The organism is Schaalia sp. ORNL0103 (assembly GCF_019429565.1).
In the GTDB taxonomy this organism is placed as follows: Bacteria; Actinomycetota; Actinomycetes; order Actinomycetales; family Actinomycetaceae; genus Pauljensenia.
This window is the reverse complement of sequence record NZ_JAHXSA010000001.1, coordinates 1,019,394-1,039,797: the sequence shown is the minus strand read 5'-3', so window position 1 is coordinate 1,039,797 and position 20,404 is coordinate 1,019,394. Positions and strand designations below refer to the sequence as shown.

The following is a 20,404-nucleotide window of genomic DNA, read 5'->3' as shown; positions in this document are numbered from 1 at the left end:
TGATGGCCCGGTGGATACTGCTGCAGATATTTCCCAGGTGACGGATGCTGCTCGCGCTGCGGCGCGAGCGCTTGCGAACGCGACGACCCAGGTGAAGAACCGCGGTCTCGAGGCGATTGCGGCTGCGCTCATTGATCGCAGTGACCAGATCCTGGCCGCTAATGCTGAAGATGTCGCCCGCGGTCGCGCGGAGCAGATGAGCGAGGGCCTGCTGGATCGCCTTGCGCTGACCTCCGATCGTATTCGGGGAATCGCCGAGGCCGTCCGTGAGATCGCTGGTCTGCCCGACCCGATCGGTCAGGTCGTGCGCGGAATGCGCACCGATATTGGCCTGCGCGTGACGCAGGAGCGCGTGCCCCTGGGCGTTATTGGCATCATCTACGAGGCCCGACCCAACGTGACGATCGATGCTGCCTCGCTTGCTGTGAAGGCCGGCAACGCGGTCGTACTGCGCGGTGGAAGCGCCGCGCAGTCCTCGAATCGCGTGCTCATCGAGGTGTGCCGCGATGCGCTGACCTCCGTCGGCCTGCCCGCTGATGCGATCACCACGGTGGATCCGTGGGGCCGCGCGGGCGCCCGAGCGATGATGCGTGCGCGTGGCGCGATCGATGCGCTGATTCCGCGAGGGGGAGCGGGGCTCATCAATGCTGTCGTCGAAGAGTCGCGGGTTCCGGTCATCGAGACGGGCACGGGTAACTGCCACGTGTACGTGGATGCCTCCGCTGACCTGGAGGCCGCCGAGGCCATCATCATGAACGCGAAGACGCAGCGCGTGGGCGTGTGCAACGCGGCGGAGACGCTGCTCGTACACGCCGATGTCGCGCAGCGTTTCCTCGTCGCCGCCGTCACCCGTCTGACGACGGCGGGCGTGACGATCCACGCCGACGAGGCCACACGGGCCATCGTCGATGGCCAGCCGTCGATTGACGCGGACATGATTGTTGACGCCACCGAGGTCGACTGGGAGACCGAGTACCTCTCGATGGACCTGGCTGTGCGCGTCGTCGCCGACGTTGACGAGGCGATTGAGCACATCCGTCGCTATTCCTCGGGCCACACCGAGGGAATCGTTGCCTCCGACATCGCCGCCGTGCGTGCGTTCCGTGCGGGCGTCGACGCGGCTGCGATTGCTGTGAACGCGTCGACGCGCTTTACGGACGGCGGACAGCTGGGCCTGGGTGCCGAGGTTGGTATCTCGACGCAGAAGCTGCACGCGCGCGGCCCCATGGGCCTGACCGAGTTGACCACGACCACGTGGATCTACGAGGGGGAGGGAACGATTCGCCCGTGAGCACCACGAACACGCAAACGGAGCAGGCCTTGGAGGAGATCGCGCTCGAAAAGACCACCGAGGCCACGGCGGGGGCGACTGCAGCCCCGGCCTCGCCCCAGCATCCCCCGCGCGCGCTGCGTCGGCGCCGCGCGATCGGCATCATGGGCGGTACCTTCGATCCGATCCACCACGGTCACCTCGTTGCGGCCTCGGAGGTCATGGACGTCTTCGGCCTTGACCAGGTCGTCTTCGTCCCGGCGGCCATGCAGCCCTTCAAGGCGGATCGACGTGTGACCTCGGCCGAGCATCGCTACCTGATGACGGTTATCGCTACCGCATCGAATCCGCGTTTCGCCGTGTCGCGCGTCGATATTGACCGCGGTGGGACGACCTACACGATCGATACGCTGGCGGACCTGTCTCGCGAATACCCGGACTCGGATTTCTACTTCATCACGGGTGCCGATGCGCTGGCGCAGATCGCGCAGTGGAAGGACGCCGATAAGCTCTTTGAGCAGGCGCACTTCATCGGCGTGACGCGCCCCGGGCACAACCTGTCGGATCCCGGCCTGCCGCACGAGTCCGTGTCGCTGCTGGAGGTGCCCGCCATGGCGATCTCGTCGACGGACTGCCGCACACGCGTCGAAGAGGGCAAGCCGGTGTGGTACCTGGTGCCCGACGGCGTCGTCCAATACATCAATAAGTACGGCCTGTACCGGTCCTAACCCAAGGAGAAACGTGAGCCTTCCCGACGCTACCGCAGAACTGGCGAGCCTGGTTGCTCGCGCCGCACACGACCGCGGCGGCATCAACCCCGTGCTTGTCGATGTGACCAGCAAGCTCGCCCTGGCGGATGCTTTCGTGGTCGTCTCGGCCCCGACGGACCGTCAGGTTCGCGCCATCGCCGAGGACATCATGGATCGCATCTGGGGTGAGCATCAGCGCCGCCCCGCCCACATTGAGGGCCGCGCGGAGGGCACGTGGGTGCTCCTGGACTACTCCGACCTGCTCGTTCACGTCCTGTCCGAGGAGGAGCGCGAGTACTACGCTCTTGAGCGCCTGTGGGGTGACTGCCCGGCCGTGCCGATCGACGTTGACACTGACGAGGCTCGCGCCGCTGCCGCCGAGCGTGCTGCCGCGCACGGTGCGGAGAGCGCACAGTGAGCGCCTCGCGGATCGTCCTGCTGCGCCACGGCCAGACGGATTTCAACCTGGCGAGGCGCTTTCAGGGGCGGATCGATCAACCCCTGAACGAGGCCGGACGGTCCCAGGCGGCGGGCGCCGCCGGTGTGCTGGTGAGCCGACTGTGCGAGCCGAGCGCCGAGGTTGGCATGATCGCCGCCGAAGACGGGCGCAGCTACGACGATGGGGGAGTGCGTATCGTGAGTTCGCCCCTGGGGCGCGCGGTTGATACCGCGAAGATCGTCGCGCGTGTGTTCGATATCGCGGGCTACCCCTGCGAAGGGCCGGAGCTCGATGAGCGGCTCACGGAGCGCTTCTACGGGAGCTTTGAGGGTAAGACCTACGAGGAGATCGCCGCCGAGCAGCCCGAGGCCTATGCCCAGTACCGCGCGGACGGCGAGTGCGACCTTGCCGAGGTGGAACGCTCCGAGGTGGTGGGTGCGCGCGTGCGCGATGCTGTCTTGGAAGCCGCGCGGGCGTGCCGCGATGATCAGTCGCTGATCGTGGTCTCGCACGGCTCCGCGATCGCGCGGGGCATTGTGTCCCTGTTGGGGCTGGACCCCGCCGTCTTCAACGGACTGCGAGGCGTGGACAACTGCCACTGGTCGGAACTCGTGCCCGTAGGGATGTCGACTTCTAAGAGTGCGGCGATCAGCGGGTGGCGCCTGGCGTCGCACAACATCGGCTCTCGTGAGGACATTTTGGGGGCGTGATGCCTCTCGGGTCCCTCGTCACCGCAGAATCTTGAGATTTTCGAGCGTTGTGACGAGGGGCACTCGATTGGATTTGCGTCATTCTCGAAAGGTCCGCTATTATTTATCAGGTCGCCAGGGCGACGAACTAAATAACGGGGCTATGGCGCAGTTGGTAGCGCGCTTCCATGGCATGGAAGAGGTCGGGGGTTCGAATCCCCCTAGCTCCACAGAAAATTTCGACATCCGACTTCGGATGTCGATTTTTTATTGCTGGAGCAGTGGTTGTGCTTGTGATTGCAGCTTGGTCAGTTGTTTTATCCGAAATATAACGTTTCGGTATCGGCATGTGGGATGTTCAAAATCTGTCAAACTGAGAAAGCCTTGAAAATAGGTAGATTCACCTATAAAGACTTACTGAAAAAATCTTGAAAAATGCTGTACCGCGTGGAAAGATTTACCTGTTCTTGTTCCATTGTGTTAGGCCGGTAGTCAATGTCGTTCCAGCTCACTCGTACACACACGTCCGTGGTCCTCGCTGCAACCACGATCGCGGCTTCCCTCGTCGTCATCCCCACCCTCGCTGAAGGAAATGCGACGACCAGCGACGCGTTCTGCAACGCCCTGTCGGGGGCGGAAGGCCGCATCACCGCTGAATACAATCCGCTTCTGGCGAGCTACGCCGCCGCGGCCGCGGGTAACTCTGCGACTCCCGCCCTGGACCCCGCCCGTGAGTCCGAGCTGCGAGCTGCCGTCGCCGATGCGCAGGCCGCACTCGAGGCTGCGCAGCAGGGCGCCCTTGAGCCCACCACGTCCGCCGGTGAGGCTGCGCCCGCGGCTGATACCGCGAGCCGTGGCCTCGACTGGGTTGACTGGTCCCAGGTTGACGACGCCACTCAGGCGCGCATCATCGAGGCTCTCATCATTCAGAAGATGAACGCCTACCGAGCCAACGCTGGCCTGCCCGAGCTGGTCGTCTCCGATACGGTGACTACCGACGCTCGCGCGTGGAGCAAGCACATGTCGGACAGCGATGACTTCAACCACGACCCGGACTACAAGTACTTCGGCGTAGGCAAGCTCGACGGCGGTGACACAACCTACGCCGGTGAGAACATCGCCTACAACCACCGCGAGAACTTCGGCGACAAGTGGGGCGCCTACGGCACCTCCAAGAATCCGATGCAGGCGGCGGACGCCCTCTTCGATCAGTGGAAGAACTCCTCTGGCCACGACAAGAACATGCTGGCCCAGAACAATGTTGTCGGCGTCGGCGTGCACATCGCGAAGCACGGTAACTTCACGCGTATCTACGGCACGCAGAAGTTCTACGCCGTCACCGGCGGCTCGCCCAACGCGTCGCGCTTCCACACGACTGGCGATACTGCGTCCGCGTACGGCTTCGACGGCGCCGCTTTCAACGCTGACAACACCAACTACGTCTCCGGCCTCGCGGGTGGCGGCGACGCACAGCGCGCCAACTCCTGGCAGAACAAGGTGGGCTCCCTTCCCGGTGTCGCCCTCCCCGTCGACGTGTCGAGCCTCCCCGCAAAGGCTGGATCTGCTGCGCCCGCGACCTCAACGCCCGCACCCGCCGACACCGCACCCTCCGCTGATCGTCAGCAGGCCGTGATCGACGCGCAGGCATCTGTCAACGCCGCTCAGGCTGCTCTGGACGAGTACCTGGCCTCGGCTGAGGAAAGCAAGCCCGCCACCTCTCTCGCGGATATCGACGCTGAGCTTGACCGTGTCGCGGAGTCCATTGCGTCCCAGACCGCCGTGCACCCCGAAAAGGATGGTGGCGTCACGCTGCAGGGTGGCGAGAACGCTGGCCGCTACTTGACCGCCACCGAGTACCGTGATGCCCTCACGCGTTGCACGACCCTCTCTGTCGAGCAGGATGGCAACAACCCCTCCGTGGGTGACGCGGCAGGTTCGACGCCGGATCAGCAGAGCCCATCGGATGAGGCGCCCGCGCTTGCGAACGGTGACGAGAACCCCTCCGTGGGCCAGGAGCCCGGTCAGACGCCCGCTCCTTCCGTTCCATCTGCCGTGCCTTCTGCCCCCGCCAACGGTGATGGCAACCCGTCGGTCACGCCTTCCACCCCCGCCAACGGTGATACCACCCCCGCGAACGGTGATACCATCCCGGCTGCACCTGAGACGAACGCTCCCGCTGACGATCAGGGCGCGGTGACCGCTCGCGTCGACATCACCCCGAGTGCTGATCCGACGCAGGCATCCACCCCTGCAGCCAAGAATGCTTCCACCCCGACTCAGGCGCGCGCCGATGCCCTCGCTGCGACCGGTGCGTCCTCGGTGTGGGTGGGCGTGGGAGCCGTCGCGGTTCTGGTTGCCGGCGCCGGTGCGGTGGTTGCATCGCGCCGAGCTAAGCGCTGACGTATCGCTCTGAAGCCTCGGCTTCATCCTTCATCGAAAGCCTCTCGTTTCTTGGAGATCTCCAAGAAACGAGAGGCTTTTCGTGCCTGTGGACCTGTAACTCAAGCATGATCGTTTGCCGGTGAGCGGGGTCGTGGCTGGTCACTGTTCGTTGGTGCCTGAGCCTCACTGTTGAAAGTCATGCTGCCCGATGCCAGTGCCGGTGTGGGGGTTTTGCACTACACGAGGCCCTCTGACGGCGTGTCGCCGGCGTGTCGCTCCCTCTTGCCGTGCAATTCCCCCCGCCTCGCAGGCAGTCTGAACGGCGTGGCACCCAAAATACAGACCGTCTCGCCAAAACGGCGAGAAGGGGAGGCTGCGACTGAGGTGGCCTGTGTGTAGGGACAATCCCGCGGGGTGGGTGCGCACGAATACGTCGGTGAGCACGTGACGAGGGTGCTCGTGATCCAACCGAGCATGTGCTAGCACGTTAACCCCTGAGCATGCGCGTAAACCGATTGATACGCGCGTAAACCGCTCAACATGCGTGTGGGCGGGGCCGCCAGTTGATGTCCTCTGTCGACGCTCGCAGTACGGGCAAGACAGATGAAGGGGGCGTGGCCACGCGGCCACGCCCCCCCCTGGCGTCTCTGTGAGGCTGATCAGCCCGCGTCCACCGCCTGGTTGGCGATCTGACGCTCACACACGTCGATGAGCTCGCGGATGATGCGGATCGTGCCGGCGGATGCGTCCGCGTGAGCCTCGATCCAGGCCTTGCCGGAGGCGACCACGTCGACCTCGGGGGCGTAGCCCGCCAGCGCGTTCGGGAAGAGCAGCGTCGTGAGGTCCTCGGCGGTGTGGAAGGTGAAGGTCTCCCAGATGCCCGCCAGGGCCTCGAAGTACTCGCCCACGTAGCTGGCGTATGCCGACGGGTTGGTGCGCGCCTGCGCCCAGAAGCCCGAGATCATCGCCCAGCGGGTGTCGTTGGGGATCGAGGTGTCGGTGAGGACCTTGTCCCACACGTCAGCCTTGATCCACTCGCCCTCGCGAGCCGCACGAGCGGCGGCCGCGTTCTGGTGGCCGGTCATCGTGTCGTCGGTAGCCTCCAGGGCTGCGATGTCCTCCTCGGTGGCGGCGCCTCCGCGCACCAGGGCGATCAGCAGGTCCCACTTGAGGTCGACGTCGAGGTCCAGGCCGTCCAGGGTCTGGGTGCCGTCGTAGAGGGCGCGGATGGCCTCGAACTGCTCGGGGCTGGTCGCGTTGCGGGCCGCGGCGGCGACGAGCATGCGCTGCGCGTCGGAGCCGGAGGCGGCCGTGCGAGCCAGGAGGAGCAGGCGACGGCCCGTGTCCTCGGCGGCCTCAGCGCGGTACTTCGGTGCCACGAAGGTGCGCACGGCCTCGTCGATGTGACGCAGGGTGAGCGTCAGGAGGCTCATGTTGTCCTCGACGGGAACGGCGCGCAGGGCCAGGTTCAGATAGTCGCGTGCCGGCATCTCGCCGTCGCGGGTCATGTCCCACGCGGAGGCCATGACGACGCCGCGGGTCAGCGAATCCGTGAACTTGGTGATGTTGGTGATCGCGAAGGCCAGGGACTGCTCGTCGAGGCGGACCTTGGCGTAGCCGAGGTCTCCGTCGTTGACGAGGATGAAGTCCGGGCGGGCGATGCCCGCGGCGGCCTCGATCACCGTGGAGGCGCCGTCGATGTCGAGCTCCTCGCGGAAGACCTGGGCCAGCGTCCCCTCTTCGGTCAGCGAGTAGCCGGCCACGCCCATGCGGTGCGGGCGCAGGGATGCGCCCTCGGAGAAGGCTTCCTGCGTGATCTCGAGGCGCTCGATCGTACCGTCCTCAGAGGTCGTGATGACCGGACGCAGGAGGGTGACGCCGGCTTCCTCCAGCCACACCTTCGACCACGAGGCCAGGTCGCGACCCGAGGCGGCGGCCAGCTCGGAGAGCAGGTCGTCCAGCGTGGCGTTGGCGTAGGAGTGCTTCGTCAGGTACTCGTGCAGGCCCGCGAAGAAGGCGTCGCGTCCCACGTAGGAGACGAGCTGGCGCAGCACGGAGGCGCCCTTGGCGTAGGTGATGCCGTCGAAGTTGACCTCGACGTCGGCCAGGTCGCGGATCTCGGCAGTGATCGGGTGGGTCGTGGGCAGCTGATCCTGCTTGAGGCCCCAGTCCTTGCGGACCATGAAGCCCGTCCAGCCTTCGGTGTACTTGGTGGCCTCGGCCAGAGCCAGGTGGCTCATGAACTCGGCGAAGGACTCGTTGAGCCACAGGTCGTTCCACCACTTCATGGTGACCAGGTCGCCGAACCACATATGCGCCAGCTCGTGCAGGATCGTGTTGGCGCGAGCCTCCAGCTGAGCCTCGGTGGGACGCGTACGGAACACGTAGGCGTCGCGGAAGGTCACGCAGCCGGCATTCTCCATGGCGCCCGCGTTGTACTCGGGCACGAAGATCTGGTCGTACTTGGTGAAGGGGTAGGCGATGCCGTAGGCACCCTCGAAGAACTCGAAGCCCTGACGGGTGATCTCGATGATCTCGTCGGCATCCAGGTGCTCGACGATCGAGGCGCGGGCGTAGACGCCCAGGTCGATCGTGCGGCCGTCGGAGGAGGTCAGCGTGGCCGTCGTGCCCTCGTAGGGGCCGGCGACGATCGCGGTGATGTAGGTCGACATGACCTCGGTGGTTGCGAAGCGGTAGATCCAGGCCTCGCCCTCTTCCTCGGGGGTGGGGGTCGGCGCGTTGGAGAAGACCTTCCAGCCCTTGGGGGCCTTGACCGTCAGGGTGAAGGTGGACTTCAGGTCGGGCTGCTCGAAGGTCGTGTAGACGCGGCGGGCGTCCGGGACCTCGAACTGGGAGTAGGTGTAGGCCTGGCCGTCGGCGGGGTCGACGAAGCGGTGCAGGCCCTCTCCCGTGTGCATGTACTGGCAGGACGCCTCAACCTCGAGGACGTTGTGCTCGGCAAGGTTCTCCAGCGCGATGCGGTTGTCCTGGTGCACCGAGAAGGGGTCCAGGGCGTTGCCGTTCAGCGTGATCGAGTGGACGTTGTTGGACACGAGGTCAGCGAACGTGGAGGCGCCTTCGCGCGCGTCGAACTCGATGCGGGTGAATGAACCGAAGTCGGTGTCTCCGCGCGTGAGGTCCAGGGAGATCTCGTAGCGGGTCACAGAGGAAATGATCGAGGCGCGCTCGGTCGCTTCCTCGCGAGTCAGGTTCAGGCCTGGCATGGGTTGCCTTTCCGTTGATGGAATGGGAGCGCTGTTGCGCTCAACATTCCTATGTTGTCATGTGTTGGGTGTGATTGCGCGGGGCGCGCCGTATTTTGTCGGCTGGGACACGCTTTTACCAGATGGTGACGCGCTGAGAGGGCTCCAGCCACATCTCGTCGGTGGGGGTCACGTCGAATGCCCGGGCGAAAGTGTCAAGGTTGCGCAGTACCTGGTTGCAGCGGAACTCGGCGGGCGAGTGGGGGTCGATCGCCAGCATCTGGCGCGCAAACTGGGGGCGCGTGGCCGTGCGCCAGGCGCGTGCCCACGAGTAGAAGAAGCGCTGCGGCCCGGTGATGCCGTCGATGACGGGAGCAGACTGCGGGGTCAGCCCCTGCTCGGCGAGCGAGGCCGCCCAGGCCTTCCATGCGATGGTCAGGCCGCCGAGGTCGCCGATGTTCTCGCCGATCGTGAGCGCGCCGTTGACGTGGGGGAGCGTGCGCTCGTTACCCTCCTCCGACTCTTCGCCCTGCTCGAGGAGGATGGTCGGGGTGAGTGCGTCGTACTGCTCGATGAGGGCGTGCGTGCGCTCTTCGAAGGCGGCGCGGTCCTCATCCGTCCACCAGTTCGACAGGTTTCCCTCCCCGTCGTAGCGCGAGCCCTGGTCGTCGAAGCCGTGCCCGATCTCGTGGCCGATGACCGCGCCGATCGCGCCGAAGTTCACCGCGTCGTCGGCCTCGGTGTCGAAGAATGGAGGCTGAAGGATCGCGGCGGGGAAGACGATCTCGTTCTGCGTGGGGTTGTAGTAGGCGTTGACGGTCTGGGGAGTCATGTACCACTCGTCGCGGTCGACAGGGCGGCCGAGCTTGGCCCATTCGCGGTCGGTGGCGTGAGCGTTGGCGGCGCGAACGTTCTCAACGATCGTAGCCTCAGGGTCCAGGTGCAGCGTCGAGTAGTCGCGCCACTTGACGGGGTAGCCGATCTTGGGGTTGAAGGTCGCGAGCTTGTCGAGCGCCTTGACCTTGGTGTCCTCGCTCATCCAGTCGAGGCCGCGGATCGACTCGCCGTATGCGTCGAGGAGGCGGCGCACCAGGGCATCCATTGCTTCCTTGGCGTTGGGCGGGAAGTGGCGGGCCACCCACGCGCGGCCCATGGCCTCGCCCAGGTAGGCCTCGATGAGGCCCAGTGCGCGCTTCCAGCGCGGACGCAGTTCCTCCGTGCCGGACAGGGTGCGGCCGTGGAAGTCGAAGTTCTCGTTGACGAAAACGCTCGACAGGAGCGACGCGTGGCAGTCGATCGCCGAGGCGCTCAGCCATTCCTTGAGCACGGACAGGTCGGTGTCGGCCCACAGGGCGGCGGCAGCCGACAGGAAGTCGGGCTGGTCGACGTTCACGACGAGGCCGGTGACGGGCATGCGCGCGCCCTCCGCCCACGCGTCCCAGTCGAACCCGGGGGCCAGGGTGGCAATCTCCTCCCAGGGGGTCGGGTTGTCGGAGAGTAGCGGGTCGCGGTTGCTCACGGAGTCGCGGTGGTGGGAGGCGATCGCGGTTTCCAGTTCCATGATGCGCGCGGCCGCGCCCTCCGGGTCTGCCATGCCGGCGAGGCCAAGGAGGCGGGCGGTGTGGGCGACGTAGGCCTCGCGGATCGGTGCGTAGTCGTCCTCGCGGTAGTAGGCCTCGTCGGGCAGGCCGATGCCGGACTGGACGAGGGAGACCATGTAGCGCGAAGAATCGTGCGGATCGGTGCCCACGTATGCGCCGACGAGGCCTCCGATGCCCTCGCGCATGAGGCGGCCCATCTCGCGGGCGAGTTCCTCGTGGGTGGTGCAGGCGTTGATGGCGTCGAGGTCTGGGCTGAGGGGAGTGGCGCCTGCTGCTTCGATGGTGTCCTCATCGAGGAATTGAGTCCACAGCGTGGCGATGCGGTGCGCATCCGGATCGTCCAGCGTGCCATCGGCTGCGTCCTGGGCGATTGCGCGCGCGTACTTTTCGGATGCGTCGCGCAGCGTGTGGAACGCCCCGTCCATGGGGCGGTCCGCGGGGATCGTGTGGGTCGCCAGCCACGTGCCGTTGACGTGGCGGTAGAAATCGTCCTGCGGGCGCACCGTCGAATCGATGTTCGCGGTGTCGAGGACTCGGGCGAGCAGTGTGTTCGTCATGTCTTAACTCTAGGGGGAGAGGCGGGGGTCGCGTGGGATGAGTGTTCACGAGGGACACGTCGATTGTATTTACGTGATGGGCATGGGATGTAATTCGTCATTTTCTCGCGGAATTGTGCGGGGGAGTGCGGATGTCAGTTTGAGACACCCCCGTCGTGCACATATGTGCACAGCGGTGTGTACATTCGTGCAAAAGGGGCGTGTAGGGGCATGATGGAGAGAGCAATGAGGCACTTCCTCATCAAGAGGTGAAGGGATTTTTAACGGTGAAGACACTTCGCACTGACGTGTGCGTCATCGGTGGCGGATCCACCGGTGCCGGCGTCGTCCGCGACGTCGCCATGCGCGGCTTCTCAGCCGTCCTCGTCGACCGGGCGGACATCGCTCAGGGAACCTCCGGTCGCTTCCACGGTCTGCTCCACTCGGGCGGCCGCTACATTGCGTCCGATCCTGAGTCGGCCACCGAGTGCGCCGAAGAAAACGAGATCGTCAAGCGCATCAACGCCAACGCCGTCGAGGCCACCGGAGGCCTCTTCGTTGTGACCGCCCAGGACGATGAGGAATACGCGGATCAGTTCCTGGCCCGCGCAGCGGCTGCAAAGGTGCCCGCCGCCGAAATCTCCATCGCCGAGGCGCTGCGTCGCGAACCGCGCCTGGACCCGCGTATTAAGCGCGCCTTCGAGGTCCAGGACGGCACGGTCGATGGCTGGCAGATGACCTGGGGAGCGATTCGCTCTGCGCAGGCATACGGGGCGCAGGTCCTGACCTACCACCGCGTCACCTCGATCGAACGCGAGGGCGAGCGCATCAGCGCCGTCATCGTCCACGACGAGCGCGGGGGCGAGGACGTGCGCATCGAATGCGGCTTCGTCCTCAACTGCGGCGGCCCCTGGGCCGGACAGATCGCCGCCATGGCGGATTGCCACGGCGTCGACGTCGTTCCCGGCGCCGGCATCATGATCGCCATGAACCACCGGTTGAGCCATTCGGTCATCAACCGCTGCGTGTGGCCCGCCGACGGCGACATCCTCGTGCCTGACCACACCGTGTGCATCATCGGCACGACCGACCTCAAGGCCGACGACCCGGATCGCCTCTCCATCCCCGCCGACCAGGTTCAGCAGATGCTCGACTCCGGCGAGGCCATGATTCCCGGCTTCCGCAAGTCCCGTGCCGTGCACGCCTGGGCCGGTGCGCGCCCCCTCGTCAAGGACTCGCGCGTGTCCGCGACCGACACCCGCCACATGGCGCGCGGCATGAGCATCATCGACCACAACACGCGCGACGGCGTCTACGGCATGCTCACCATCGCGGGCGGTAAGCTCACCACCTACCGCCTCATGGCTGAGCGCATCGTCGACATCATGTGCGAGGAGATGGGCGAAAAGCGCGCCTGCAAGACCGCCGACGAGGCCGTTCCTCCCGCCAAGGAAGAGCGCCTGTACACGATCGGTCACCGCCTCGACAATGTAGAATCGCGCAACGAATCCCCCTCCCACGAGCAGATCATCTGCGAGTGCGAGATGGCTACGCGAGCCATGCTTGAAAACGTCATGGACACCCTGCCCAAGGGGCAGCTCGACGACGTGCGTCGCCAGATGCGCCTGGGCATGGGCCCCTGCCAGGGTGGTTTCTGCTCCCAGCGCGCCGCGGGCATCGCCCACGAGCGCGGAGACATCGACTCGATGCGCGCCAACTCCCTCCTGCGTCTCTTCCTGAAGAACCGCTGGATCGGATTGTGGCCCATCATGTTTGGCAAGCAAGCCAGGCAGGCCGCACTGGATGCCTGGATCCACGAGGGCACGCTCGATGTCGAGCACCTGCCCGCACCCAGCGAGGAGGTCGTTCGATGAGGGACGTCGTCGTTATCGGCGCTGGCCTGGCAGGCCTGGCCGCCGCAATCAAAGCAGCTGACGCGGGACTGAGCGTCACGCTCGTCACGAAGGGTGTGGGTGGCATCCAGCTCGGCACGGGCACGGTCGACATCCTCGGCTACCGCCCCGAGCCGGTCGAGAAGCCCCTGGAGGCTCTCGAAGGCCACGTGGCCTCGCGCCCGACCCACCCCTACAGCCACGTCACCCCCGACTTTGTCGGCGCATCCGTCGCGTGGCTGCGTGACCTCGTCGGCGCGGACGCCCTCATCGGCGATGAGGCCCGCAACGTGCGCATTCCCACCGGGGTTGGCGCGCTGCGCCCCACCTGCCTGATCCCGCCCTCCATGGAGGCTGGCATCCCCCAGGCAGGCGCCCGCTACGCCATCGTCGGACTGGCGCGCTTCAAGGACTTCTACCCCGGCCTCGTCGCCGAGAACCTGACGCGCCAGAACGGCCCTGACGGCGCCCCGATCAAGGCGCGCGCCCTGTCCGTCGACTATGTCGTGCGCGAGGGTGAGGTCGACTCGACCGGCACCAACCACGCGCGCAGCCTCGACCGCGAGGAGAACCGCGCGCGCCTGGCAGACCAGATCCGTCCCCTCCTCGAAGAGGGGGAGATCGTCGGCCTGCCAGCCGTCCTCGGCCTCGACGATCCGAATGCATGGCGTGACCTAGCGGACAAGCTCGGACACCCCGTCTTCGAGATCCCGATCCAGCCCCCGTCGGTACCCGGCATGCGCCTCAACGCGCTGCTCACCCGCATCGCCTCCGACAAGTGCCGAGTCATCCTCGGATCCCCGATCAAGGCTGTGCACACGGCAGACGGACGCGTGAGCGCCGTCGAGTACGCCAGCGCGGGACGCTCCACGATCGTGGAAACCCGATCCCTCATCCTGGCCGCCGGCGGCTTCGAATCCGGCGCCCTCGACATGGACTCCTACGGCACCGTGCGAGAGACCGTCTGCGGGCTGCCCGTCATGGGCGCCTCCGGACAGCTCCTGCACGCCGACTTCTGGGGCGAGGACCAGCCCCTCTTCCTCTCAGGACTCGCCGTCGACGACAACATGCGCGTCCTGAACGAGGAAGGCGTGCCCGTGTGCCCGAACCTGTACGCGGCCGGAGGCAACCTGGCCGGCGCCACCCGCTGGCGTGAAAAGAGCGGCGAAGGAATCGCGCTGGCCAGCGCGCTCGCGGCCGTCGACTCGATCGTGGAGGAACTGAAATGACCCTCGAAATGTCAACGCTGATGGGACCGGGCGTGGAGGAAGAGGACGTCTTCGCCCTGAGTGGTGACGCCGCGCTGCGCGCGAGCCTCGACTCCTGCGTCAAGTGCACGATCTGCGAGACCCAGTGCCCCGTCATGCGTGTCACCGACCTGTTCGCCGGCCCCAAGTACTCCGGCCCGCAGGCCGAGCGCTTCCGCAAGGACGGGCAGATGGTGGACAAGTCCATCGACTACTGCTCCTCATGCGGCACCTGCTCGCTCGTGTGCCCCCAGGGCGTGAAGGTCACCGAGATCATCCACCACCGCCGCACCGCCATGAAGGAAGCGCACGGCATTCCGCTGCGCGACCGCCTCATCGGCCGCACCTCCCTGATCGGCACCATGATGACCCCGGTCGCCCCGATCGCAAACTGGGCGCTCGACGTCAAGCCGATTCGCCTGGCGATGGAGGCCGTCATCGGCGTGCACCGCTCGGCCCCCATGCCGCGCGCGTATGGTCGTACCTTCGAGTCCTGGTTCAAGAAGCACAAGCCGCTGCCGAACTCGGGCACGCGCGGCCAGGTGATCTTCTTCCACGGATGTGCCGGCCAGTACTTCGAGGTTGAGACCTCGATCCACTCGGTCATGGTGCTTGAGCACCTCGGCTACGAGGTCCTGGTCCCCAAGCACGGCTGCTGCGGCCTGGCCCTGCAGTCCAACGGCCTGTACGACGATGCGCGCAAGTACGTCTCGAAGCTGACCAACGACCTGCGCAGCGTCAACCGTGACGCCCCGATCATCTCCGCGTCGGGCTCGTGCGGCGGGATGCTGCGCCACGAGGCCCACGAGATCCTCGAGATGGACACCCCGGAGCTGCGCGACGTGGGCTCCCGCACGTGGGACATCAGCGAGTTCTTGCTACACCTGTACGACAAGGGCGAGCTGGACACGAACTTCCAGCGCATCGACGTCACCATTCCGTACCACGCGCCCTGTCAGGTCAAGTCCCAGGGTCTGGGCAAGCCCGCGATCGAGCTCATGAGCCTGATTCCCGGCGTGACCGTCAAGGACTCCGAGCAGCCCTGCTGCGGTATCGCGGGTACGTACGGCATGAAGAAGGAGAAGTACGCGATCGCCCAGGCTGTGGGCGCCCCCGTCTTCGACTTCATCAAGCAGGTCAACGCCGAGCTGGCCGCCTGCGACACGGAGACGTGCCGCTGGCAGCTGCGCACGGCCACGGGCGCGAACGTCGTCCACCCGATCTGGCTGATCCACAAGGCCTACGGCCTGCCCAACGGCTGAGACGCCAGCGAGTATCCCCGGGCGCGCACGACGGTGCGTACCCGGGGATATTACTGTTGCCCTATGAGCAATTCGCGCCGCGTCGTCGTCACTGGAGCATCCACTGGAATCGGACAGGCCACCGCCCGCCTGTTGGCGCAGAGGGGGTGGAGGGTTGTCGCCGTGGCCAGGCGCCGCGAGCGCCTGGAGGCCCTCGCCGCTGAAATTGGCTGCGAATACTGGGCGGCCGACCTCACCAATGAGGCGCAGGTGGAGGAGATGGCCGCCCACATCCTGGAGGGTGGCCCCGTGGATGCAGTCGTCAACAACGCTGGCGGAGCCATTGGTGTAGACCGGGTCGCGGAGGGAGATCCGGCCAGGTGGAGCGCGATGTTTGAGCGCAACGTGCTCACCGCCCTGCATTGCTCGCGCGCCTTCCTGCCGGGGATGCGCGAGCGCGGGGGAGACCTCGTGTTCCTGACCTCGACCGCCGCCCACGACACCTACCCGGGAGGCGGCGGCTACGTGGCCGCCAAGCACGCCGAGCGCATCATCGCGAACACGCTACGCCAGGAGCTGGTGGGTGAGCCCGTTCGCATCATCGAGATCGCGCCCGGCATGGTGCGCACCGAGGAGTTTTCCCTCAACCGCCTCGGCTCCCAGGAGGCTGCCGACCGCGTCTACGAGGGCGTTGCCGCCCCTCTCGTCGCCGAAGATGTCGCCGAGGCGATCGTGTGGACCCTGGAGCGTCCCTCCCACGTCAACATCGACTCGATGATCGTGCGCCCGGTGGCTCAGGCGACGAACACCCTCGTGGCGAGGGATACTGCCGGAGCGTAGTACCGCTGTCAGCTGACAAATAAATCAAACCTCAAAAGGTGATGTGCGACACCCGTTATTTCATAGCGTTTTCACAGTCTCGCCATAACGTCCGCTTATGTGTTGCTCCTAATCTGCGAAGCAATGATGCACAAATCAGCAGAAAGGAGCGTCCCCATGGCGGACGACAACAAGAACCTGGCAGGTGACACCGAGCGCACTTCGATCCTGCCCCAGTCGGAGGCGCAGGCCACGGAGCAGACCGAAGTCCTGCCCACGCACGCGTCTCAGGCGGAAACGGCGCAGATGCCTCCCGTCGCCCAGGAGGAAACCAGCAATGCGTTTGCTGGTACGCCCCTGGAGTCGGTCGCGCACTCTTCTTCCGACGAGCATTCGCAGGACGAGGCCGTGGCGGCTAGCGCCGCGACAGTCGAGCCTGCAACGAAGAAGACCTCGTGGGGCAAGCGCGCGGCCATCGCCGGCGCCGCAGCCGCGGTGCTGTCCGTCGGCTTCGGCGCGGGCGTCATCACGCATGCAGCCGTCATGGGCGATGGTCAAGACTTCTATGAACAGGGCTACGAGGACGGCTACAACGACCAGGGCTACGGCGACGAGGACGAGGATTTCGGCCCCGGCAATGGCCAGCAAGGTCCGGGTAACGGCCAGCAGCAGGGTCCTGGCGGCCAGCAAGGTCCGGGTAATGGCCAGCAGCAGGGTCCTGGCGGCCAGCAGGGGCCGGGCGGTGAGCAGGGCGATACGGGCAGCACCCGCCCGGGACCTCCCCCGGAGGGAGGCCGAGGCCCCGGCAGCAAGAATGGAAGCCAGGGCAGTGCGGACACCTCCTCCCAGGGCGAAGGAACGACCGCTAGCTGAGCGCTGAGGGCGCGCGAGACGATATCAGTCTCGCGCGCCTTTTATGTGAGTGTAGCTGCCAGGGTCGAGACGGCCACGCACACCAGAAGCGCAGCAAACACAAAACCCAGCACGCGATTTGACACTCTCTTTGTGAGCCTGGCCCCCACGATGCCTCCTCCCATTGATGCTGCGGCGAAGAGCGCGACCATGACCCCGGCCTCGGCGGTGATCGTCAGGGTCCCGGCGGCCGTGCGCGACGCCAGCCCGAAGGCTGCGGTGATGACCATGACCAGCAGGGATGTCGCGGAGGCCCGCTTCATCGGGTAGCGCAGCGCTAAGTGCAGCGCGGGTACGATCGCGAAGCCGCCGCCGACGCCGAAGAATCCCGTGAGGAAACCCGTCAGCGTCGCCAGCGCGACAACCCGGCAGATGGTCACGAGCGTCCAGGACCCCTGAACATCAGCGGCACCCCCGGCCTCGTCTGAAGAGGACGAGGCAGATGGGCTCAGCTGGGAGCGCACCATGAAGACCGCGACCGCTCCCAGGAGAGCGCAGAAGGAGAGCATCAGGGCACGCGCTGGGACGAGTGGGCCGAGCGTCGAGCCTGCCCACGTGCCCACGAGGCCAGCCAGGGCGAAGAGAGCGCCCTCGCGCCATGCGACGTTCCCGCTGCGCGCGCGCGTCGCCAGCGAGACGGCGGCCGTCAGCCCCACGATGATGAGGGATAGGCCCGTCGCCTGGTGAGGATCCTGCCCAAGAATGTAGACGAGGATCGGCACCGACAAGATGCCGCCTCCCGCGCCGAGCGAGCCGACGACGATGCCGACGAATGCGCCGATGAGGAGCGCTTCAATGATCATTGGTCAGTCCGGATGGATGTGGTGAGAGATAGTCCGAGGGAGGTAGAGACCGCGGGGTCCATGATGTCCGAGGCCGGCCTGCCCGCCGCGATCAGCATGCCCATTGCGCGCAGGGCCGGGGTGGCGTGCTCGTAGAACGCCCGGTACCCCTCGCACAGGTAGTTGTGTGAGGACTCGCCGCGGCGCACGAAACGGTCTTTCGGGCACCCGCCCCAGCACAGCCGCAGGTGCGGGCACGCGCGGCACTCGTCGTCCAGGCTGGGCTTGAGGCGTGCGAAGTCCCGCATCTTGTCCGAGGCCGCCAGCTGCGTGAAGGACGAGGAGTTGATCGAGCCGACCAACCAATCCGGCTCTACCCAGTGATCGCAGGCGTAGACGTCGCCGTTGAATTCCATCGCCATGTTCGCCCCGCACTGGGGTGCGTGTACGCACACCGTGGCCGAGCCAAACATGGCCGACAGGGTCGAATCCACGTCCTGGATGAACACCTCGCCGACGTCGGCGGCCAACCACTGGTCGAACACCTCGCACAGGAAACGCCCGTAGGAAGCGGGGGACGTGGAACGGCTGGTGACGCAGTCCCCGTCCTGGCGGTACAGGAGCGCCGAGGTCCCGGAACGCCAGCCACGCTCAGCCTGGGCCAAGTCGGCTGCGCGCACGCGCTCGACGATCGGAATGAACTGCAGGTAGCGAGCCCCCAGATCGTCGCGGAAGTAGCGGTACACCCGCTCCCCGTACTCCTCGTTGGCGGCGTTGACCGTGCACAGGATGTTCGTCTCCACGCCCGCGCGGGCGAGGGCCTCCCAGCCGCGCACAACCATCGCGTGGGTGCCGCGCCCGCCGCGATTGAGCCGGTAGGCGTCGTGCAGGGGAGCGGGACCGTCGATGGACACGCCCACGAGGAAGTCGTGGTCCGCGAAAAAGCGTGCCCACTCGTCGGTCACCAACGTACCGTTTGTCTGCAGAGCGTGACGCACGCGCTGGGTGGGGCGACGGTAGGCCTCGCACAGCTGAATGAGGCGCTCAAAAAAAGGCAGGCCACGCAGGGTCGGCTCCCCACCCTGCCACAGCATCGTGACCTCGCCGTCGGGGCTCGACTCCAGGTACGCCTCGACGTAGCGTTCCAAGGTCTGCTCGGACATGGTCTGCGCGGCAGCGTCGTAGAGAAGCTCCTTGGACAGGAAAAAGCAATACTGGCAATCCAGGTTGCACGCTGCCCCCGTCGGTTTGGTGACGACGGAGAATGGGATTGAGCGTGTCACGGCATGCCCCCGCGATCGGTGCGCGTCTCCATCGACGAGGCAGGCCCCGCCTCCCGGGCTGAGCCTTCCTCGGGATGGTGGGCGGCTGCGCCGTCCTCCTCAAAGGGGTGGGCGGCAATATACGCGCTGGCCTGAGCGGCCCCCAAAGGCCCCAGCGATGCCCCCACGACGTCGATATCCCACTCCATGACGGGAATGAGCTCCCTATGCATGGCGGCCGCGATGTCGGATCGCAGGGAGGGAAACGCGTCGACGATTTCGCCGGCCACGATGATGGCCCGAGGGTTAATGAGGAGCGCGGCCGAACCCAAGACATAGCCGACAGCCTGGGCAGCCTGCTCCAGGGCCTCGCGCGCACGCGTATCGCCGGACAATACGGCGGCTCGCAGCTGAGAAATATCGGCAACCCCCGCGCGCTCGCACAGCGCCGGGACGGACGCCAGTGTTTCGAGGCAACCGCGCTTGCCACAGGCGCAGGGCGAGTCATTGGCACCCACCGTCATATGTCCCAGTTCCCCGGCCAGCCCGCCCGCTCCGCCAACGAGGCGGAAATCGGAGACGACGCAGCCGCCCACGCCCCCCGACAGGCGCAGATAGATGAACGAGGACGTGTCCGCGCCCGCGCCCCACAGGGCCTCCGCGAGCGCAGCCATGCGCACGGTGTTGTCGACGATCGGGAGAGGATCCCACCAGCGACCTGTGAGCTCGCTGAGCTCCTCCATGGTCGGGTACGCGTCCGAGGAGAGCCTGGCGTTACGCCCCATCGGAATGGGGACGCCCACGCCCACCGCGCGCACCGTCGAGGTAACAATTCCCTGACGGGCTGCGCTCGCGGCCAGAGCCTCGCAGGTCTGTTCGAGAGAGAGCTGGAGGGAAGGGGAGGCGGGGGAAACGATGTGGACGGCCGCCAGGACGGTGCCGGCGCGTGAGAGCATGACGCCCGCGCACGACGTGCGTGTGACGTTCAGGCCGACGCAGTGTGCCGCCGAGGAGTTGAGGGTGAGGAGCTGGGTGGGACGGCCTCGTCCGGGGGCGTTCGTGCGCACGGGCGTCACCGATCCCTCGTCGAGGAGGGTGGTGAGCGCACGCCCCAGGTTTGTGCGCGAGGTGTCGAGCGCCTCGCACAGCTGGGAGCGCGTTGCGGGGGCTTTGGCCAGGTGGGCGACGATACGGTCTTCGAGGGTGGGCAGAGGTCTGCGCGTGGGGTAGTGCATGCCTCTCCTTCCCGGCGCTTCATCGTTGGCATCCGCTCGGGGCACTCCGGCCTCGTTGACAGTTTCTATGATACGCGTCACTGTGAGGGGTGTGCAGGGCGCGAGTTCGCCTCGGCGGCGGGGGCGCGTCAGTCCTCCCACCGCC

At 66.3% G+C, this 20,404-nt stretch carries 15 protein-coding genes and 1 tRNA gene; 11 read left to right on the top strand and 5 right to left on the bottom strand.

Annotated elements, in window-relative coordinates:
• Positions 1-10 precede the first annotated feature (10 nt).
• The 6 genes from JJJ16_RS04605 to JJJ16_RS04580 all read left to right on the top strand — a co-directional run bounded on the left by JJJ16_RS04605 (position 11) and on the right by JJJ16_RS04580 (position 5,547).
• The gene (locus JJJ16_RS04605; protein ID WP_219751554.1) at positions 11-1,291 is read left to right on the top strand and encodes a glutamate-5-semialdehyde dehydrogenase; all 1,281 of its coding nucleotides are present in this window, start codon (positions 11-13) and stop codon (positions 1,289-1,291) included.
• On the top strand, positions 1,288-1,998 hold the full coding sequence (gene nadD / locus JJJ16_RS04600) for a nicotinate-nucleotide adenylyltransferase (protein WP_219751553.1): 711 nt from the start codon (positions 1,288-1,290) through the stop codon (positions 1,996-1,998). The genes JJJ16_RS04605 and nadD overlap by 4 nt, the downstream gene beginning before the upstream one ends.
• A gap of 13 nt (positions 1,999-2,011) precedes the next feature.
• Positions 2,012-2,437, top strand: coding sequence for a ribosome silencing factor (gene rsfS, locus JJJ16_RS04595; protein ID WP_219751552.1), 426 nt, complete (start codon positions 2,012-2,014; stop codon positions 2,435-2,437).
• Complete coding sequence (locus tag JJJ16_RS04590) at positions 2,434-3,168, top strand: histidine phosphatase family protein (protein ID WP_219751551.1); 735 nt, start codon at positions 2,434-2,436, stop codon at positions 3,166-3,168. Before rsfS ends, JJJ16_RS04590 begins: the two co-directional genes overlap by 4 nt.
• 136 nt (positions 3,169-3,304) lie before the next feature.
• A tRNA-Ala gene (locus tag JJJ16_RS04585) sits at positions 3,305-3,377 on the top strand.
• 265 nt (positions 3,378-3,642) lie between these two features.
• Positions 3,643-5,547, top strand: a complete 1,905-nt coding sequence (locus JJJ16_RS04580; RefSeq protein ID WP_219751550.1) for a CAP domain-containing protein — start codon at positions 3,643-3,645, stop codon at positions 5,545-5,547.
• 641 nt (positions 5,548-6,188) lie between these two features.
• On the opposite strand, the gene pepN is transcribed toward JJJ16_RS04580, so the two are convergent.
• Together pepN and JJJ16_RS04570 are read right to left on the bottom strand one after the other, a co-directional pair.
• Positions 6,189-8,753 (bottom strand): aminopeptidase N, encoded by a 2,565-nt coding sequence (gene pepN, locus JJJ16_RS04575; protein ID WP_219751549.1) that lies wholly within the window; start codon positions 8,751-8,753, stop codon positions 6,189-6,191.
• 115 nt (positions 8,754-8,868) lie between these two features.
• Entirely contained in the window at positions 8,869-10,890 is a 2,022-nt protein-coding gene (locus JJJ16_RS04570) for a M13 family metallopeptidase (protein WP_219751548.1), read from the bottom strand.
• 266 nt (positions 10,891-11,156) lie between these two features.
• Here JJJ16_RS04570 and glpA point away from each other — a divergent pair, with 266 nt between their 5' ends.
• From glpA to JJJ16_RS04545, 5 genes are all read left to right on the top strand, one after another.
• Positions 11,157-12,743, top strand: a complete 1,587-nt coding sequence (gene glpA / locus JJJ16_RS04565) for an anaerobic glycerol-3-phosphate dehydrogenase subunit GlpA (RefSeq protein ID WP_219751547.1) — start codon at positions 11,157-11,159, stop codon at positions 12,741-12,743.
• Complete coding sequence (gene glpB, locus JJJ16_RS04560) at positions 12,740-13,990, top strand: glycerol-3-phosphate dehydrogenase subunit GlpB (protein ID WP_219751546.1); 1,251 nt, start codon at positions 12,740-12,742, stop codon at positions 13,988-13,990. Before glpA ends, glpB begins: the two co-directional genes overlap by 4 nt.
• Positions 13,987-15,270 (top strand): anaerobic glycerol-3-phosphate dehydrogenase subunit C, encoded by a 1,284-nt coding sequence (locus JJJ16_RS04555; protein WP_219751545.1) that lies wholly within the window; start codon positions 13,987-13,989, stop codon positions 15,268-15,270. Before glpB ends, JJJ16_RS04555 begins: the two co-directional genes overlap by 4 nt.
• Before the next feature lie 63 nt (positions 15,271-15,333).
• Positions 15,334-16,089, top strand: a complete 756-nt coding sequence (locus JJJ16_RS04550; RefSeq protein WP_219751544.1) for an SDR family oxidoreductase — start codon at positions 15,334-15,336, stop codon at positions 16,087-16,089.
• Positions 16,090-16,245: 156 nt separating this feature from the next.
• The gene (locus JJJ16_RS04545) at positions 16,246-16,941 is read left to right on the top strand and encodes a hypothetical protein (RefSeq protein ID WP_219751543.1); all 696 of its coding nucleotides are present in this window, start codon (positions 16,246-16,248) and stop codon (positions 16,939-16,941) included.
• 41 nt (positions 16,942-16,982) lie between these two features.
• On the opposite strand, the gene JJJ16_RS04540 is transcribed toward JJJ16_RS04545, so the two are convergent.
• The 3 genes from JJJ16_RS04540 to JJJ16_RS04530 are packed head-to-tail and all read right to left on the bottom strand — an operon-like array spanning position 16,983 to position 20,259.
• Entirely contained in the window at positions 16,983-17,783 is an 801-nt protein-coding gene (locus tag JJJ16_RS04540; protein WP_219751542.1) for a sulfite exporter TauE/SafE family protein, read from the bottom strand.
• Entirely contained in the window at positions 17,780-19,045 is a 1,266-nt protein-coding gene (locus JJJ16_RS04535) for an anaerobic sulfatase maturase (protein ID WP_219751541.1), read from the bottom strand. Before JJJ16_RS04535 ends, JJJ16_RS04540 begins: the two co-directional genes overlap by 4 nt.
• The gene (locus JJJ16_RS04530; protein WP_219751540.1) at positions 19,042-20,259 is read right to left on the bottom strand and encodes an ROK family transcriptional regulator; all 1,218 of its coding nucleotides are present in this window, start codon (positions 20,257-20,259) and stop codon (positions 19,042-19,044) included. The genes JJJ16_RS04535 and JJJ16_RS04530 overlap by 4 nt, the downstream gene beginning before the upstream one ends.
• Between the last annotated feature and the right edge of the window lie 145 nt (positions 20,260-20,404).